Source organism: Halorubrum saccharovorum DSM 1137 (assembly GCF_000337915.1).
Lineage (GTDB): Archaea > Halobacteriota > Halobacteria > Halobacteriales > Haloferacaceae > Halorubrum > Halorubrum saccharovorum.
On sequence record NZ_AOJE01000057.1, the window covers coordinates 135,825 to 153,312 of the forward strand.

At 52.2% G+C, this 17,488-nt stretch carries 9 protein-coding genes; 3 read left to right on the top strand and 6 right to left on the bottom strand.

Annotated features, from left to right (window positions below; translation table 11 throughout):
• Nucleotides 1-190: 190 nt before the first annotated feature.
• Nucleotides 191-3,448 (top strand): KAP family P-loop NTPase fold protein, encoded by a 3,258-nt coding sequence (locus C471_RS16585; protein WP_004048677.1) that lies wholly within the window; start codon nucleotides 191-193, stop codon nucleotides 3,446-3,448.
• Nucleotides 3,449-3,861: 413 nt separating this feature from the next.
• Here C471_RS16585 and C471_RS18115 read toward each other — a convergent pair whose 3' ends face one another.
• Nucleotides 3,862-4,674 carry a uracil-DNA glycosylase family protein gene (locus C471_RS18115; protein ID WP_004048678.1) on the bottom strand — a complete coding sequence of 271 codons (813 nt, stop codon included), beginning with the start codon at nucleotides 4,672-4,674 and terminating at the stop codon, nucleotides 3,862-3,864.
• A 143-nt stretch (nucleotides 4,675-4,817) separates the two neighbouring features.
• Here C471_RS18115 and C471_RS10125 point away from each other — a divergent pair, with 143 nt between their 5' ends.
• A complete protein-coding gene (locus C471_RS10125; RefSeq protein WP_004048679.1) occupies nucleotides 4,818-8,447 on the top strand; it encodes an Eco57I restriction-modification methylase domain-containing protein in 3,630 nt (1,209 codons plus the stop codon).
• Between the two features lie 42 nt (nucleotides 8,448-8,489).
• On the opposite strand, the gene C471_RS10130 is transcribed toward C471_RS10125, so the two are convergent.
• The 5 genes from C471_RS10130 to C471_RS10150 form a co-directional block, all read right to left on the bottom strand.
• Nucleotides 8,490-12,302 (bottom strand): helicase-related protein, encoded by a 3,813-nt coding sequence (locus C471_RS10130; RefSeq protein WP_049909270.1) that lies wholly within the window; start codon nucleotides 12,300-12,302, stop codon nucleotides 8,490-8,492.
• 183 nt (nucleotides 12,303-12,485) lie between these two features.
• The gene (locus C471_RS10135) at nucleotides 12,486-13,382 is read right to left on the bottom strand and encodes a hypothetical protein (protein WP_004048682.1); all 897 of its coding nucleotides are present in this window, start codon (nucleotides 13,380-13,382) and stop codon (nucleotides 12,486-12,488) included.
• Complete coding sequence (locus C471_RS10140) at nucleotides 13,379-14,473, bottom strand: hypothetical protein (RefSeq protein WP_004048683.1); 1,095 nt, start codon at nucleotides 14,471-14,473, stop codon at nucleotides 13,379-13,381. The genes C471_RS10135 and C471_RS10140 overlap by 4 nt, the downstream gene beginning before the upstream one ends.
• A 232-nt stretch (nucleotides 14,474-14,705) precedes the next feature.
• The gene (locus C471_RS10145) at nucleotides 14,706-15,680 is read right to left on the bottom strand and encodes a deoxyhypusine synthase (protein WP_004048684.1); all 975 of its coding nucleotides are present in this window, start codon (nucleotides 15,678-15,680) and stop codon (nucleotides 14,706-14,708) included.
• 119 nt (nucleotides 15,681-15,799) lie between these two features.
• The gene (locus tag C471_RS10150) at nucleotides 15,800-16,153 is read right to left on the bottom strand and encodes a helix-turn-helix transcriptional regulator (protein ID WP_004048685.1); all 354 of its coding nucleotides are present in this window, start codon (nucleotides 16,151-16,153) and stop codon (nucleotides 15,800-15,802) included.
• Nucleotides 16,154-16,567: 414 nt separating this feature from the next.
• On the opposite strand from C471_RS10150, the gene C471_RS17460 reads away from it, so the two are divergent.
• Nucleotides 16,568-16,837, top strand: a complete 270-nt coding sequence (locus C471_RS17460) for a hypothetical protein (RefSeq protein WP_143421036.1) — start codon at nucleotides 16,568-16,570, stop codon at nucleotides 16,835-16,837.
• Nucleotides 16,838-17,488 lie beyond the last annotated feature (651 nt).

Below are 17,488 nucleotides of genomic sequence, written 5' to 3' on the forward strand. Positions count from 1 at the left end.
TCCGATCAGCTCCCTATCTAACAGTCACGCTGTGTACTTTCACGCCCGAATCAAACCGCCGCTCTATGGCACATTGACTAGTTGACGATATACAACTCTCATCGCAAGGCTATTTTAGACGGAGATTTGTCTGAATAATATTATTTCAATAGAGCCGATTTTTTGTAATTGGAGTACGGATTAATTGTTAATGTCCGAATCTGGTGAAGATCAGATGTATCTTATTGATAAGCCGATTGATTCTGAAGACGAGGACAGTTTCGGCCATATCGAGTATGTTGATACTCTTTCTGAGGTGATTCGGAATGTTGATCCGCCGTGGCATATCGGAATATTCGGCGAGTGGGGTTCAGGTAAGAGTTCAATAATTAATCTACTCTACAACCGGATCAGAAGTGATCAGCAATTTGATGATGTGGTCTGTGTTGAATTTGACGCTTGGGCCCATGCTGAAGACTCAATTCGTACAGAATTGCTTTTAGAACTAGATCAGAGGATTGGAGAGGAAATCAATGCTGAAGATAACGGAGTATTGGGAGAAGAGGAGATTACAGGTCGTCTGTACGACGTGGAAGAAGATGAGTCGATTACTAAAAGTAGTAACCCGTCGGAAATTATCAGGGATTTCTGGAACGATAGCCCGATACTTTCAATCTCATTCGTTTCACTGGGTATAGTTGCGCTACTGCTGGAATACTTTGGACATTCGGCAGCCGCTTCTCTGGTTGCGACCGGTTTGCTTCTGCCGGTCTTGGGATATGTCTTGAAGCAGCTTGATACCGTCACTCGGACTGTCCAGCGGAAGTTCCTATATCCTCGAAAAGAATGGTCTGGCGCTCACAAGAACATCTTTGACTCAATTATTCAAGAAGTAGATGCTGAGAAAGTAGTAATTAGCGTTGACAACCTAGATCGGTGTGAAAGTAGCACAGTATATGATGTATTGGTATCGCTAAAGACGTTTCTTGAGGATGATCGATGCGTATACTTGATTCCCTGTGATGATGAGGCGTTGGAGAGCCACCTGAAAGCGGTTAACGATGAGGAGTTTTTCGGGGAAACCAGAACCGAAAGAGAATTTCTAAGGAAATTCTTCCAGACTCACATCCGCATTCCTACGTTCCAGAAAGACGACGTAGAGAATTACGCACATAGAAAGAATGGAGAATTAACTGAACCGATAGACCCAGAGGCAATTGATATAATTATCAATGCCTACTTTGAGAATCCCCGAAGAATAAAACACGCGATCAATCGGCTCGTTACCCTCCGCAGTATTGCTCGTGAACGGGAACAAGAAGGAATTCTTGGTAATAATCGAGTCACTCAAAATTTGCCATTCCTTGCTAAGGTCTCGATATTGGAAGAAGATTTCCCAGATTTTTATAGGAAACTTGAGGACGATCCATACCTCCTAAATGATATCAATGACTATCTAAACGGCGAATCAAGGAGTAATAGAGTAGAAGAAATTCTAGAATCAGAGTCTCGTGGAGAGTCGCGGCTAGAAGCGTTTCTTGACTCAACACAGCGTGTGACTGTCGAGAACGTTAGACCGTTCCTAAATCTCTCTGAGCAGTCATATTCCGGAGGGTTAGAAGACTTCGACGATATAATGAGGTTCTTGAAAACTGGGCAGACATCAAAACTCTTGAATCGTATCGAGAGTATCCGAGACAGGGGAGAGTCTTTTACCCAATATACCGATGCGATCGATGAAGAACTTCGTGGCTATCGGTCCACCAATAGGGACCAGCCTATGTACGCAATAACCAATTCTTTAGTTACAATCTTTGAACAACTGAGTGAAGAGGAGCAGCAGAGTATTGCGCCTGTCGTCGGGAGATACGTTGCTAATAGCCCTGATCAGAATTTTCTGAGGTTTCTTGAGCCAGACTTGCTGTTCCCTGTTATGCTTCAGATGTACGAGTACCAGTCTAAGGCTTTGTTTGAAGAATATGCAAAGAAAGTCAAGGACAACGACGGACTTAACGAAGATATTCTTTCTGCCTTCGTGAAACATGCGGAAAGTGTTCCCAACACAGCAGTCAGTGAATTATCTGAGAAGATTAGTAATCTCCGGGACAATGATTTAGTGGAAGCTATTCAGCTATTACGTCAGTCAAAAGGTTCTATTGAGAATTTGGTTACATCTGAAATAATATCAGTTTCAACTACAGTAGTTGAGATAGACTCTGAGAAGCACGAATTTATTCAAACCGCATCATATGGTCAATTTGATAAAGTAGCTGGAGTAGAGGAACGAAGCAAATACGTCAAAAAACTGCTGGAACTCTATGATGGATACAGGAACAACCAACATGAACAAATCAACCGAGATCTGGCCAGAAATCTCACTAACTTGAATCCAGAAGTTACTGAGGCAGCCGCAATTGAGAGTTTTGAGTCGATAAGAGAAATACTCAATTCTTTGAATAATGAGATGGTTGAATTAGTGGAAGTTAATATACATTTTTATGATTCGTTGCCAGAAGAGCGTCAGTCTGACTTCAGAGAATGGATTAGTTCAATATATGGACAATGGAATCCTCAGAATATACAACAAATACTTAAGAAGATGATTGAGCGAGAGGTTCCTACCTTTGAGACTGAGAAAGAGATAGATAAACTGTTCTCTCGGATTCCAAGGCAGATCAACGATCAATCATTCATATCTGAAACGATAATCCCAGAGATCCCGAGCGAGTACGATCAAAAGATAGTGGACAAGACGAGAGAGCTTATCAGATCAAACAACAACAATCAGCAGGAAATTGGTCTGAGGATTATTGAAGAACACATCAATAGATTAAAATTAGATTTGGGTACTATTATTGATGCGTGTGGTCATTCTGCCAGAAATGAGCGAAACTCCAATCGTAAGCGCAATCTGTTAAAGCCAATTGCTGTTCATTTCTCCAAATTGGGCGCCCCCAATCAAGAAAAATACATTGATGAACTCGATAACCTACTAAATGGTGATACAGGAGACTATAAATTGTATAGAGAACTCTGGGAAGAGTTTGAAAGTGATACTGATGAAGACCGTAAAAGTGCGGTGGCGGGTGATATTTTGGAAGATTTAACGAACAGGTTAGATAACAGTAATCCAGACCAGATCAATCCAGTTATCAAGGTTCTACAGTCGATACCGGAGAGCATTGAGAGAAGTCAAGGGCGCAACTTTATTGAAAGGCTGAGTGACCGCTTAACTGATCAGAACCTACGAGATAGTCGGAAGCAGACGGTTGTCGAACAGTTATCTGGCTTCACTACATTTTATGATAAAGAAGAACAAGTTCTTGATCGGCTTGAGGCGATGTTGAATTCAAGTAGTAATGAATCTCTCAAAGAAGAGTCAGAGAAGTTACTAGATCAGATTGAGCAAGTTGGAAATGTTGATGAAGAGAGAATTAACGATTTTATGAAGGCCCATTTGACTAGCTAAGGCGAGAGAGAACGAACGACCTACGAAGCGGTCGGCGCGCCCAGAAGCAGGCCATCGGCCCGCGACCAACCCGTGGAAATGGAGGAGAGTCGAGCAAGTATTTGAAGGAGTTCGCACTAGAACATCGCCATAGCGCCGGCAATAATCCCGTTCTGATCACCTCCATCTTCCACGAAACAACCATCCTACAAGCAGCCAAGTTCTCACTTTTAACCCAGACATAACACTAAACCCTTAGTAAATATTTTATGATGCCCTGGCTCGTACTCCAACCGGGTGATCGGCTGTAGTGCCACGTTTCGGGCTTGCGGCCCCTATCTCGACATGTAGTCCGCCCAAACTCGTGACTGCCCACAATCTGTAGAGTCGCTATCTCATATCGAGACGATGCGTGTCACGCTCCGTCGTTTTCGCTACTGGCGTTCGAGCACTTCAAGCGCCTTGCTGAGTCGCGAGATGTACTCGTCAGGTGGGAACCGCCACCAGACCTGCCCACTCATGTGAGCCAGCGGGAGTACGTGGGTATTGACCGGTTCGGAGATACGGTGGAGTATCCCGTGGATGGCCATGATACTCTCTGGGTCGGCGTCCGTCTCCATGACGGGCTCCGGCGTGGTCGAGCGTCGGAGTGCCGGCCACGCATTTCCGCCGAAGGTGATCACAAGATCCGGATCCAACGCCCGGAGTTCTTGCTTGAGGAGGTGTTGATACGAGGCGCGCTCGGCGGCAACTCCGAAGCCGTCGACGCGGTACTTCACGACGTCGCCGAGGTAGAAGTCTCGATAGAACTGCCCGGATTCGACGTACTGGTGCCAGCCGTTCGGGAGCGAAATGAGATCGTGACGGGCGAGCGTCCCGAAAAAACGCTCTGCGAAATCGGCGTTTCGCCCGGTCAGCCAGCTCTTGGCAAACTCGCGGTAGACGCCGATCTGGTCGCGAGCCGAACATTCGCCGGCGAGTGGGTTCTGCGGACGCAGTTCCGACAAGTGACGTTCATGGAGGTTCCCTGGATCCTGAACGAGGAGGACGATGTCCGGATCGTCAGTCTCCCAGTCGTAGTAGAACGTGTATGAGAGCCGCCGGCTGACCTCCTCTCGGGTAGGAAAGCCTGTATCTGAGAGAACCGTCTCAACGCTACCGATGGCCGTCTGCTGTAGCTCTCGGAGTGTCGGCTCCGTTGGCTCGTCGATCTCCGAGAGGAGCTTGCGAGCGGTCGTTTCGTCCATCGTCTCTGTGTGGTATATAGCGGGCTAATTGATAGTTCAGGTTGTCCAATTAGGATAAATCTGGCTCCGTTGAAATCATTAACATTGGGACATTAGCGGAGGATTCCCATACTTTCATACAAGTAACGGGTGTCCCAATATGTATGTCAGTCCAGCAGATTACTGCGAAGGACATCGCAGGCTGGGATTCCCTCCAAGATATCGCCGATTCCTTCGCGAAACGCGGTCTGAAACCGCGTCCAAACCTCGGGGAAAGCAACGAACTTGTCCTTCAACTCGCCGATGACGAATTCGTCGTACTCGTCAACGCGGGCCCCGGTGAGACGGCGACGGATTTCAAGCCGGACAACCGATCTCGACACACGAATCTCGTCGCCACCAACGACTTCGAGGAGTTCACCTTCCTCACGCGGATGCGAAGCTGGGAAGGCCAGCAGCACGGGCGGATCAAGCACCAGAAGATCTCGTTTACCAAAGAGCAGTTCACGAGTGACAGCGGCGAGAAGAACACAGTTCTGAAGAAGCTCAACTCTATCGAGTACGGCTCTTCTGCTGCGATTTACGATACGCTCTACGACACCCAACAGGTCGTCAAGGAATTCTACGAGGAGTTCGAGGAACTCCGGACGAACCTCGTTCAGGAAGTGTCCGGGATCCCCGACGATCGCGGCGACGCGAAGCAGCGCTACGTCCAGGTCATCCTCGACCGGATGATCTTCCTGTATTTCATTCAGGAGAAGCGCCTGTTGGACCGGAATCCGGATTACCTCCACGAGCAGCCCGGCGACGTCGTCGACGACGGCGAGGACCGGTACGAGAACTTCTACCGGCCGCTGTTCTTCGATTACCTCGCGGAGGACAAGCAGAACCCCGACTTCGGGAGCCTGCCGTACCTGAACGGCGGGCTGTTCGCGAAGAACCCCGTCGAGGAGGAGTTCCCGGACGCGAAGCTTGGAGAGTCCACCGAGGAGACGAACGAGCTCTTCGACGACGTCTTGGATTTCCTGTCGGGGTGGAACTGGAACGTCGACGAGCGGCTCGACATCGTCGACCCGAAGAACCTCTCGCCCGCAATACTGGGTCACATCTTCGAGCAGACGGTCAACCAGAAGGAGATGGGCGCGTACTACACGCCCGAAGAGATTACCGGCTTCATGTCCCGCGGGACAGTCCACCCGTACCTACTTGATCAGCTCAACGACGCTGTTGATACCGAATACGACGAAATTGACGACGTATTCGGATTCCCTGATGTAGAAGCCGGCAGTGGTGAACAGGCGGTTGCGGATGGCGGAACGATGACCCGTCAAGTCCCCACTGAGAACGTGGAGACAAACCATGTCGAAACGCTGTACCACGATATTCTGAAAGAAGCGCATATTCTTGATCCGGCAGTTGGTAGTGGTGCGTTCCTACTCGCTGTACAGGACGTGCTGGTGGACATCTACATACAGTGTATTGAGTACTTCCAGCAACTTGGACAGGAAGGCAAAGGCTGGGAGCTGGACTCTCGCACCCGGGACGAGCTGGAGGAAATCAACGAAGGGCAGGGCGGGGCGTCACTGTACGCGAAGCGCACAGTGATCCTGAACAACCTGTACGGAGTGGATATCGATGGAGGCGCGGTCGAAATCTGTAAGCTCCGCCTCTGGTTGTCGATGGTTGCAGACATCGAAGATGAACCCAACGAAGTCGAACCCCTCCCAAACATCGACTTCAACATCCGCCAAGGGAACTCACTCATCGGGTTTACTGACATCCACGAAATCGCCAACGATCAGGGTGACGCGTCATTGACGAATTACGGGGGTGGCATCGGTGAGAGCGTCGAGGAACTGTATGACGACGTAATCAAGCCAGTCAAACGACACCGCCAGGCGGAATCCTCTTTGGAGGCCGCGAATGCCCGAAAAATCGCGGAATCCCGTATTCAAGAGCACGGTGAGAAACTCGATAATAAAATTCTAACGCAATTCCAGGAGGCTGGTGTTGACGACCTCACCATCGACGGGGTCCGAGAGTACTCTCCGTTCCACTGGGTACTAGAGTTCGCCTCCGTCTATGCTGACGGTGGATTCGATGTGCTAATCGGCAATCCACCATGGGATCAACTCCGGGCCAGCCGTGATGATTTCTTTCCACGGTACGACGAGCGGTTTCGGACACGCCCCCCATCAGAGAAGGACAAAATTGAGGAGGAACTTCTCGAACAGGAGGCAGTTTCTGAGGCTTGGCAGGAGTACCAAGACGATATTGAAACCCAAATGCGGTTCTTCACCGACGGGCCAGAATACCAACTCCAGACCCCAGTAGTGGCCGGGCGGAAGGACCCGAACGAGAACAATCTTGCTGGACTGTTCGTTGAACGAGTCTTTGACCTCGTCAAGGAGGACGGATATGTCGCTCAGGTGTTACCCGGCGTGATCTTCAATGGCTCCTTCTCGAAGGACCTTCGGATGAAGATGTTGGACGAAGCATCCATCGAGTCCCTAGTCGAGTTCGAAAACAAGGGCATCTTCGAGGGGATCGACGACCGATACCAGTTCGGAGTGGTGACCTTCAAAAATAGCGGTCGTACGGAGAGTCTGCGAGGGATTTTCAATCAAAGTGACTTGGCTATTCTACAGAACCTTGAGGAAGTGGCTGTAGACATTCCGAGGACAGTGTTATCTGAGTACTCCCCTGAAGCTCGAATCTTCCCGTTCCTGACGAACCAAGCAGAAACAGATATCCTCCACAAAATTTTCCAACACCCTTCGTTAGGCGAGGACATCGCGGATACGTGGAAAGCGATTCCCTGCCGCGAATTAGACCGCGCCCGTGCATCAGATCGGTTCGTGGAATCCGAAGAAGAGGGCGACTATCCAGTATATGGGGGACGAAATATCTACCAGTTCGTATATGACAGCACTCTCGAGATGGATATCCAACCCCCAGAGCTGTTCAGCGTAGAGGAAGAGAAAAATCCCGACGCTTCAGCTAAACGCAGGGTTCGAGAACGGAACTTCAACAGTGGCAATCTCAAGAAGGCCATTTATGATGAATTTGGGGGAGAGGGGTCCAGTAAGTCTCAGAAAGCGTTCGTGAATGACCTCCTTGATGAGACACGCGGCGAAGAACTCCACATGGGAGACGTGCTGTTGGATTGTACGGAATACCGAATCGGATATCGAGAGATTGCGAATTCCACAAACGAACGGACAATGATAGCGGCGGTGCTTCCCAAAGGCGTTATCTGCCATCACAAGGTCCATACGCTCCACCCGTACGAAATCGCACCAACCAAGGAATCCCTGTCAGATAACCCACTTCACAGCGCATACCAGCGGATATTCACAGATGAAGAGTTGTTCGTCGTTGTCGGGTTATTAAACTCTATTCCGTTCGATTTCTTGATGAGAACGAAGATCGACACAAGCATCGTCCAGTACAAGTTCAAGGAGTCGCAGGTTCCCCGGCTCACCGCTGGAGATGACTGGTTCCAGTACATCTCCGAACGAGCAGCGAAGCTGAACTGCTACGGTGAGGAGTTTGCGGAGATGCGGGAACGGCTGGGTGGCCTCGACCCGGCCGTTGACCAAGATGTACGCAGTGAACTCCAAGCCGAAATTGACGCTGCTGCCTGCCACGTATACGGCCTCGAACGCCGTGAGGTCCAGTTCATCCTCGATGATTTCCATCGGGTGAAGGACCCCCGAGTCATGACGGGCGAGTACTTCGAAGTGGTGTTAGAGAAGTACGATGACTTGGTGGCCAAGGGCCCGCTGAAGTAGACTCACACCTTCGGAAAAAGGCTTGGAGTGATGAACCGCGTCTTATGTCCCAACAACTCCCCAACAGATAAGACGGGCTTGAACCCCGCTCTCCCCTACAAGCTTCGATTGGTACTCTGTCGATTCCTCGATGTTCTCCTCCAAGAACGCTTCTAACTCCTCTAAGAATTCTACCGGCGGCCAATCCGGGAATGAGTCATACTGCTCACTATGCCGGAAGGTCTGCTGAAGGATCCGATCCTCATCGGTGTTGGCTAACTTCACTTCTTGGAGACGCTCGCTCAGGCTCTCTGCCCACTCGTCGAGCGTGTCGTACTCGTCAGTCGGGACCGATTTCTCCCCATGATTCGGTCGTAGGTAGTGTGCGATAAAGTCCAGTATCGTCTCCTGCTCCTTCGAGAACGAATCCCCCTGCTTGAACGCGCTCTCGACCTGGCCTTCCCGAATCGCTTCCAACCGTTCGTCGAGGACCTCCTGAATTTCCTCTCGGTTGGACAGGACGTTGTCGGCGTCGCCCGTGATCGGTTCTCCCCTGACCTCGGGATCGATTTTGAGCGTGCCGACGGGGCGCTCCTTCACCTCGTCCGCGAACGGCTTGTAGTAGAATGCCCGCCGAACGCGACCCAAGGGCGGGTCGCGGTCCTCGTCGTCGAACCAGAGGTGCGCGAGCCCGAACACGCCCGGACGCGGCCCGGACTCGTGGCCGGTGACGTCCGTGTACAGGCGCTCGCGCTCCTCCGGCGACTCCTCGAAGTAGTCCGCGGCGTACTCGAAGTCGTCCTCGGAGAGACCGAACTCCTCGTTCAGCTCCTTCTTGAGCAGGAACCGCTCGTACGCGGCGTGTTCGTTGCTCCCCGCGTTACGGAGAAGTGGGTTCTTGCTCGTGTCGTCGAGCTCGTTGACGTCCTCGACCTCCCGCGACTTCTGTAGCGAGTCCTCGATCTCGTCCACCTGGAGCTCGCCGATCGTCTTCTCCGTCTCCACGCCGGTCTGTTCCAAGATCTGGTCCTCGTTCGGATCGAGGATGTTGTTCTCCTTGCCAACGATGAGCGCGATGTCGTTGATCTTCGCCTGAAGCCGTTTCAGCAGCTTAATCGCCGCCTCGATGTCACCGTCGGGGTAGAAGTTGTGGACGTACTTCTCGTCGGTACTCCCGATCCGGTCGATACGCCCCACACGCTGAACGATCCGCATCGGGTTCCACGGCAGGTCGAAGGAGATCTGGACCGACACGTCCTGAAGGTTGACCCCCTCCGAGAGCGTGTCGGTCGCGATGACGTACTGGAGTTCGTCCTCGCCGGATTCAGCTAGCGTCTGCTGGTACCCCGATGCCTCCGGCGCAAACCGCTGAATGACATCCTGCTTGTTGTCGTCGCCGCCCTTGACGACCGCGCTGTTCGCCTCCGTAAGCGGCGAGTCGGGATCGTCGAGTAGCGTGCGGTGGACGTAGTCCGCGGTGGCGCGGTACTGCGTGAAGACGAGGACCTTCTCGTTGTCGTAGCCGTTGAGAACGTTCGTGAGCCGCTCGACCTTCGGATCGCGGAACTCCCGAAGCGAGAACACCGCCTCGTAGAACTCCCGAGTCGCTCCGTCGACGTCGCTCAGATCGCTCCGCGGGTAGAGGATCGGGTTCAGCTCCTCCTCCGGAACGTCCGGAAGGACGCCGGCGTTGTGCTCGTGAAGCCACTGCCTCGTCGAGACGGCCTGATCGCTCACGTCGCCGGAGTCCTGTGCGATATCACCGATGAACTGCGACAGGAAGTACGCGATCAGCGTCAGGTCCTCTCGGATGTACGTCTTCACCTCACCGATTGTCGCGTCCGCCAATTCGTCCGGCGCGTCAGTCTCCGTGTCTTCGTCCGCACGAACCGCGGTCGTGTCGAACCCGAACTCTTCGAGCGTCTGTTCGAGATCTTCGGTGGCGTCGTCTCCTTCCACGAAGTCGTCGAGCGTCTCCGCCTGCTCCTCGTCTTGGGCCGCCCGCAACAGGTCGATCTCCTTCTCTTCGGGGAGTCCATCGAGAAGCCCGAGAAGCCGCCGCTCGCTCTGGTGTAGCGTCTGGATCGACTGAACGAACGCGTAGGTCGACGACTCCAGCCGCTTGAGCAGGTTCAGCTTGTACAGCGCCTTCAGCGTCCCGCCTGCCTTCGGGTTCTTCACCGTAATGTGCGGGAGATGGAGTGCGTCCATCACATCCGGCAGCATCCGATACACCGGCTGGTACGCCGGAGGAAGCGAATACTGCTCCTTGCTGAGCGTCGGCGGCTTGAAGCTCATCTCGAAGTCCTCCTCGTCTTGGATCTGGTCTTTGACGTGCTTCCGCGTCCGCAGTACCATTACCTCGTTCAGAATCTTCGAGATCTCCTCCGAATGGCGCTGGAGCTGCTCGGTGATACTCTGAAGCTTTTCATCACTCGCCTCCTCTTTCCCGGCAGCAATCTTCTTGCGCGTCTCGGAGAGTTCGATGTACTCTTCGAATGCGCTGAAATCCAGCGACGCCTTGTTTCGCAACTCCTCCGAACTGGTGAACAGACTGATGAGATTCTCTAAGTCGGTCGCAGAGTTGTTGATTGGCGTGGCCGTCAGCATTATCATCGTCTTTCCGCGGAGCTGACGGAGGTTAGCGTGGCGTCGAGTCCCTTTGTAATCGTCATCGTGGTCGGGATTCGGCCGCCACTTCCCGTGATTCCGGAACCGGTGAGCTTCGTCGATAAGTACGACGTCGAACGCGTCTTTGAGGTCTTGAATCTCTCCGTACGCAAGATTCTGGAACTTACTGATGCTCATCACCTCGAGGTGCGTTCCATCGACTTCGAGACCGAAGTACGGATTGCCGTCTTCGTCTGTGTCGTCTTGGAGGAGATCTTCCCACTGCTCGGTGAGGTTTGCGGGTACGATCAGTAAACAGCGATCCCCACGTTGGCGGTAGTCATGGAGGAGCTCACCGCCGATGAACGACTTTCCGAGACCGACCGAGTCAGAGATAATACAACCGTTGAACTGGGAGAGTTTCTCCTTCGCGCTTTCGTATCCGAGCGTCTGGAAGTAGTATAGCGGACTGTCGCGGATGTTGACGTTCCCACTTAATTCGTCGTACGCGAGAAGCTTGTACAGCTCGAACGGTTCGATGTACGTCCCTAAGTCATCGGGTGTCTCATCGTCATCAGACTCGTCTTCTTGCTGGTCCCGCCAGTCTTGATACTTCGTGCTGTTCTCGATGATGCGGATGATCTCCTCGCTAAAGTCCTCAGCATTCGCCCACTGGTTGTCGTACCAACTTTCGAACGCCTCCGCCTCGCGTCTGTCCTGACTTGTGAGATTCAGCTCAATGTTGTTCCGGTGTCCGCTAGCCGTGAAGTTCGACGATCCGACGACAGTCGCACATGGACGTGTGTCTGTATCGTCATCAGTCGCCCAATCATCATCGTCGCGTGGCGCTCTGAACGAGGCTCCTTTAGCGTGGAAGTATCCGTTTTCTGGATTTCGCACGCGGACGCTAACCTGATCTTCTGCTATGAAATCTCGTAGCCGATCCAACCGCCCCAATTGGGCGTTATTCAGCTCCTCAATACTCTCTTCAACCTCATCTTTGAGATTACTGCGAAGATTTTGTCCGTCCCCGATTTCATCTGCTGTACTCCGATTCGTCTGCCGGCCCATCAAGATACGAATGGGAGCGTGACCGAGTTCATCAGGGTCAGCAAGTTGTTCGAGATCCTCGCGGTACAGATTGAAACCGGAAAGATAGAAATAGCCAGTAGCGATACGTGCTTCTTCGGTCTGTGGGATTATTTTTTTGTAGACATCTTCGACCGTCCTATCAGCATTGTCGACGATTGGAGGGAGAGAGATCATTTAGGAAAGAGGATCAGGGGGAGGCAACTTAGTGTTTAGTAGAGAGGGTGTCATAGAACGATTAGCACACCAAAGAGCAGGGTGAATGCTGAGGTGGATGAGCTCAGCGACCCTACAAGATGATCCTTCGGTCGAGTCGTTCTTCAATGCCGTGGAAACCGAGACGTTAGCGCTGCTTGATAGTCACTCGAAGTCATCAAGCGACGTTTGCTCCAATTTCTCCTGAACGTCATCTACGAATCCGTCCACCTTCCGTTGGAGCGCCTGTAAGGACTTCGAGACCACCCTCCATTCGTCTTTTCTCCCTGCCTGGACTTTCTCGATGTGTTCATCCAGTCCCTGTCGCTGGTACTCCGTGAGGATGGTCTTCGTGTGTGCTCGTAGTTCGTTTTTTAGGTTGTTATCGAGGTCAATCCACAGCGGGTGCGCGTCTTCAAGGAGATCGTCGGCGTCAAACGTGTTCTGTTTGAGTGCGACGTGAACAGTGGATTGGAGGATGCTGATGGTGAACTGGCGGTAGTCATCATCACCAGTCCCCACGTCAAATGGGAAGTAGTCCGTTGGCAGACGGCGTGTGTTCGTGAAGATGGGAAATTCGTCTTGGAGATCGACGAGATTGAATTCGTAGTTGTCTAGCGTCCGAATGATGTACTGGTTCGCGTCCTCATCGAAGTGAACGACCGCAAAATCGTTCTCAGGTAGGTGTGGGTTTTCGTCGAGGTCTTCGAAGGATGAGTACGAGAATTCAGCGTCGAAGTCCTCTGTGGCATCGGCGGCAGAGACGATACCGCGAGTCAGCAGGACTTCGGGTGAGTGATGTATTGACTCATACTTCTGGTTCTGTTCCTCCTTAATGAAGTACGACTTACAGTCGATGATGATAGAATGGTTATGGGCGCGGCTGGTGAGAATCAAATCTGGATTCACCGAGTCGCCCTCATGGACGAAGCTCGGATCAATGATGTCGACGGTGTAGCCTAGGTTCCGCAGAGCGTCGGGGAACGTCCTGTCGAGCTGGCACAGCCCAATCCACGCATTAATCTGGAGGGTGTGATCGGAGAGGTTCTCCATCACACTCATTCTTCCACCTCCATCGTAGCGTTCGAGTCATAGTGCCGTTGAAGATTCGAGTAGATGCGGAGAGCGGTGTTCCCACATGCCTCGTCGCCGAGGTAGAGTCGTAGCCACTTGGGGCAAATCTCAATGGTGTATTTGTCGTTATTGTGGAGATCCACGCCTTTTATTTTCCAGTACTGGTCATCGAGTTTGGTCTTCGCACCCCAGAGTCGAAGCGGGTTCTTCGCCGTAATGATATTCTCGATGAACTGCCGGACGTCTTCGATCTCGTTGTCCAGTTCGATCACGAGTGGGGTACCGTCCATCCCCGTCCCGTGTTCCTGAGATTCGTAGGAGAGCCGGTGGTTCTCCTCGATCTTCCGCAGAAGCGTTGCGTATCGCTCCTTAATCTCAGCTACGGTGTCAAGATGGAGTTGGATAGAGTCGCCTCCACTAGTGGTAAACCGTCCATTGTGGGTTACTCGCTCTAAAATGAACGAGCCGTTCACGTTCCGTTTGATGCCGACGCTGGAGAGGGAGAGGAAGCTGGATAGTTCGTCATGACTGTCGAGAATGTCGAACAGAGTTCCGGTTCCACGACCGCTGCTGCGCACCGAGAGATCGCCGAAGTCCAGCCTCTCGTCGATGTAGTCCTCGGAGAACACGTCGTCAGCGTCGTAACTGACGCCCACGTCGCGGAACTCGCCCATGTCCATTACCTCACGCTGTTGCTCGATCGGCATCCACGTGTAGTCGAGTCCGTTGCGGACGCCGCTCACCATGTCTTGGACGACTTTCTTTGCGTCCTCAGATTCTTCGAGGGTGTAGAGCGTCCAGAATCGAGAGTCCTTGTGATCGAGGAAGAAGGTGTACTTGGTAGCGTTGCGTTGGATGATGAGTTCTTGTAAGTCGAAGTCTACCTCGCGAGCCTCTGTTATGTCCACTCTCTCGTGGAGTTCCTCCGGAGTGACATTGGACTCAATGAGGAAGGTCTTGAGCATTGTCTGCCCGGGTTGCAATTCTTGTTCTTCCACCAACTCGTCGTACGTACCCTCGATGGTGTGCTGGAAGACGTCGAAGAGGTCTCGTCTGCTCTGGATAGACGAAGTGGACATCAGCGTTCTCGTATTTGATCCTAGTTCACTAGGTGTGTTAGTAATTGGCAATCCACGGTGAAAGTGGATCCATTACGGCGCGTGGGTGTTCTTTTGTTGGTTTGTGGAAGGGCTATTTAAATTCGTGGTGGGTAGGGAGAGACAACGCACAGTAACCCGCTTCTGGTCGTGATTATTGCGCTAATTCCTCCCACTCGATATCATAGCAGGCCCGAAACCGGTGTGTGAGTGGTTATTGTTTGAACGCTTTCGCCACAAGCAGTGGGAAAACAAGTGTGGCCTCTGCTTCCACTTGTGTGTAGTTCGTCTGGTTTTCTTTGATCTTCCCCCAAGAAACCGCCTCGTTCGGCGGTGCACCCGATAATGACCCATCACCCTCCATCCCCGTTGAGATATACACCACGTAATCCGCTCCTCCTCGAAAGAGGTTCGTCATGATTGCATGGTGTTTCGGTACTCCACCCCCCACCGCGATGAGCCCCGTCGAGTCCGCGAGCAGCCCATCTTCAATTAGCGAGTCATAGTCGTCCAAAACCTCAATACCCACTTCTGAATCGTACCCTTGACGGTAATAGTAGAGGAAGTTCCCGACCTCGGAGTCCGTCAACGCTGGACAGTACACCGGTACGTCGTTGTCCGCGGCCTGCTTCAGAACCGAATCCTCATCCTCAAGAGTTTCACCTAACTCGCGTGCGAACGACGTCGGTGTTCTCACTTTCTCCTCTGCGAAAAAGTCCTCAAAGAAATCATACAGATACTCTTCCAACCACACATACCGGTCAGAAGGAACGAAGAGATTCCCGAGCCGATTGATCCCACGCTCACGGAGCGATGCCTCGTCTGCGTCCCATTTTCCCATCTTGAATGGCTTTGCCGTCTTGATCACGTCCTCGGTCAGCGATCCAGACGTCGTAATAACTACGTCCACATACCCCTCTCGAACGAGATACGCGACGGTCTCGCGCAGCCCCGACGAGATGATGTTTGACGTGAACGTGAGGTAGACAGTGGCGTCCGCCTCCTGCATACGTTCGGCGATGTCGATTGCCTCTGCGAGCTGCGTCGCCTGGAACCCTGTTGTCCCATAGGCGTCGAGCATCTCGCCAAAATCAAATTCTCCACGAAAGTCGTAGCCACGAACATCCGGCGTGTCAGGTTCCTCATCACTCCCAGGAACGACGTCGCTGTGAGAGTCATCTTTGTCCATACTACTGGATAATCTGACGCCGGTTTGAAGAACTCGGAATCGGTCTCCAAGCCGTTGATGAAACCCTCAACAATTGAGAGTTGGTGACTAAGAGCCGTCAGAAGCCCTTGAGAACAGAGTCACTCTTTCTCGTACGCGAGGTTCATCAGCCACTGGGAGAAGGCGTCTGACTGCGGATCGACATCTTCCTCACCGATGAATGGCGAGAGCATATCACCCGCCATCAGCAATGAAAAGTCAAGCTCAGATGCTGTTGGTTCGAGATAGTAGGTCCGTTGACCTTCGTACACCGTTTCCTCACGCTCGATCAGCTCGGCACTCTCAAGCGCTTCGACTAGTCGGCTTCCCTTTCGCGAAGAGACATCCAGCTCTTTCCAAAAGTCGCTCTGGTGAATCCCACCCGTCTCGCGGACCAGTTCAAGACCCGCACGCTCGTCCGCTGATAGATCGGCTTCACCCTGTGACGCACTCATATTCCAACAGCTAACGTGTATCCATTATAATCGTTCTTTCTGTCGCTAACACTCGTTATGAGATTGGCCGAGATTATTGTGCTGATTTCCCACTCGGTAGCACGACAAACCCGCAACGGGCGTTTTTCGGGTTTATCCAACCGATATTGTAAATCAATGCCTTATGTAGAAATCCGGTGAATAGGGGGCGGTAAATGTTACATGAGGCGGCAGGCATCGCTGACAAGTGAATGCTGAGCCCACGCCACAGTCGACACCGACCGTGGCCTGTCTGTCCATCTCGTCACGTCGCCAGTTGTAGCGCGGTACGGCTTATCCAGAGCTGAAATCAGCTTAAGAAGCCGTTTCACTCTCTGAGACTTCCGGAGACAAATTTATAACGATCGAATATGTATTTTTTGATAGGTGGTATGTATGGCCACACCAAGCTATGCGGGGGCAGAGTCGCACCACCACCCAGATAGAGACATTGAAACAGGTGAAACTGCAGTCTGGCCACTCGTTGAGTGCCTCGGTGGGAGCGTGGGGGCTGGAATTATCTTCCTCCTCTCTCTCCCAGTGTTAGCCGATCTTATGAGTCCGCTTGGAGCCCTGTCTCCAACTGGGCTCCTCGTCGTGTTTCTGTTCGCGTGGCTGTTCTTGTGGCTACTCATCGCTGTGACTCGCGAACGAGTCACCGACTGAGTAGTCACAATAACAGTGTATACCCTATCTTCAGTCGAACACGTCACTAAAGTCCTGAAGAATATCGTGTGACGACTTTCCATCAGCACGAGATGGAATTGGATCTTCCCAGCATTCAATCTCAAGTGTTTGTGCATCCGATAGCTGATGCGGATCAGTCCTTACATTGAGAATTGCTGTATGGTAGATAGCAAGGAGTCGGTGGTCATGGACACTCACGTGATCGATGCCAGCCCGGTTCAGAACTGCTGGGATATCCGTGCGACCAGAGAGAGATACCGAGACGGTTGGAGAGTCCGGGTCCCCCATAACAGCAATTCTCACATCAGACGGATAAACTACCCTGTCCTGGAGAGCCTCGAGGGACTCGCGTCGACCGTTGAAAAGTACTCAGGTTAAGACTGACGTCGGTCGTAACGTGTCTCTCCCCAGTGCGTGAAGCAGAGATTCACCTATTCGGGCTTTCCCGGATGCCGCGGACGCGGCATCTGGGCTGTAGCGCCCATGGCTCGGCTTCTTTCGCACACGGACCAGTCAACAAAACGTGCTCTGTGGCACGAAATCCAGGTCGGTCTCTTGCGCCCCATATCTTGTTTCACGCTCTCCTAGGGTAGCAGCGTGTCCATCGAGTCAACAGAGTCAATGAAGTTG

Excerpts from the sequence above, each read along its gene's own strand:
- C471_RS16585 (WP_004048677.1), top strand. The coding sequence starts at position 191 with ATGTCCGAATCTGGTGAAGATCAGATGTATCTTATTGATAAGCCGATT.
- C471_RS10150 (WP_004048685.1), bottom strand. The coding sequence starts at position 16,153 with ATGAGTGCGTCACAGGGTGAAGCCGATCTATCAGCGGACGAGCGTGCG.
- C471_RS18115 (WP_004048678.1), bottom strand. The coding sequence starts at position 4,674 with ATGGACGAAACGACCGCTCGCAAGCTCCTCTCGGAGATCGACGAGCCA.
- C471_RS10140 (WP_004048683.1), bottom strand. The coding sequence starts at position 14,473 with ATGTCCACTTCGTCTATCCAGAGCAGACGAGACCTCTTCGACGTCTTC.
- C471_RS10125 (WP_004048679.1), top strand. The coding sequence starts at position 4,818 with ATGTCAGTCCAGCAGATTACTGCGAAGGACATCGCAGGCTGGGATTCC.
- C471_RS10135 (WP_004048682.1), bottom strand. The coding sequence starts at position 13,382 with ATGAGTGTGATGGAGAACCTCTCCGATCACACCCTCCAGATTAATGCG.
- C471_RS10130 (WP_049909270.1), bottom strand. The coding sequence starts at position 12,302 with ATGATCTCTCTCCCTCCAATCGTCGACAATGCTGATAGGACGGTCGAA.
- C471_RS10145 (WP_004048684.1), bottom strand. The coding sequence starts at position 15,680 with ATGGACAAAGATGACTCTCACAGCGACGTCGTTCCTGGGAGTGATGAG.
- C471_RS17460 (WP_143421036.1), top strand. The coding sequence starts at position 16,568 with ATGGCCACACCAAGCTATGCGGGGGCAGAGTCGCACCACCACCCAGAT.